Here is a 1,210-nt window from a genome sequence, read left to right on the forward strand (position 1 = left end):
TGCGTAATCGGCTCCGGGCGGCGACGGGTCTGCGGCTGGCTACCACGCTGGTTTACGACTATCCCAATTCCACCGCGTTGGTGGAACACCTGCTGACCGAACTGGGCTTTGACGCCGACCGGGCTGCCGTCGCACCTGCCGTGGCCGCTACGGCCTTCGTGGATGACGAGTCGATTGCCATTGTGGGTATGGCGTGTCGTTATCCGGGTGGGGTGGCGTCGCCGGCTGGGTTGTGGGATGTGGTGGCGCGGTGTGCGGATGTGGTCGGGGACTTCCCGTCGGATCGTGGTTGGGATGTGGAGGGGCTTTACGATCCTGATCCGGATGCGGTGGGGAAGGTGATTTCCACCAAGGGTGGTTTCCTTTATGACGCGGGGGATTTTGATCCGGCGTTCTTCGGGATTTCGCCGCGTGAGGCGTTGGCGATGGATCCGCAGCAGCGGTTGCTGCTGGAGTCGTCGTGGGAGGCGCTGGAGTCGGCGGGTATCGACCCGGCGACCCTGCGCGGCAGCCAGACCGGCGTCTTCGCCGGTGTGGCCAGTTCGGACTATTACGTGGATCCGGCCAGGGTGGCTGGTGAGGGTCTCGAAGGGTATTTGAGTATCGGGAATTCGGGGAGTGTGGCGTCGGGGCGGGTGTCGTATCTGCTGGGCTTGGAGGGTCCGGCGTTGAGTGTGGATACGGCGTGTTCGTCGTCTTTGGTGGCGGTGCATTTGGCGGTGCAGGCGTTGCGGCGGGGTGAGTGCTCGCTGGCGCTTGCCGGTGGTGTGACGGTGATGTCCACTCCGGACACGTTCATCGAGTTCTCCCGTCAGCGCGGTTTGGCCTCGGACGGTCGCTGCAAGTCCTTCGCGGACGGTGCGGACGGCACTGGCTGGGGTGAGGGTGTGGGCATGCTGCTGGTGGAGCGTCTGTCGGACGCCCAGCGCAACGGTCACCAGATCCTCGCCGTCGTGCGTGGCACAGCCATCAATCAGGATGGTGCCAGCAACGGTCTGACGGCGCCGAACGGCCCGGCCCAGCAACGCGTCATCCGCCAGGCGCTTGCCAACGCGGGTCTGTCGGCTCGTGATGTGGATGTGGTGGAGGCGCACGGGACGGGTACGCGTCTGGGCGATCCGATCGAGGCGCAGGCGCTGCTGGCTACTTATGGCCAGGAGCGGGAGCCCGATCAGCCGTTGTGGCTGGGGTCGATCAAGTCGAACATGGG

At 65.4% G+C, this 1,210-nt stretch carries 1 protein-coding gene; it reads left to right on the top strand.

From position 1 onward, the window contains the following. The coding region (locus ACWGI8_RS44435) for a beta-ketoacyl synthase N-terminal-like domain-containing protein (protein ID WP_453669336.1) at nt 1-1,210 on the top strand (1,210 nt) is incomplete at both ends.

Source organism: Streptomyces sp. NPDC054841 (genome assembly GCF_053611045.1).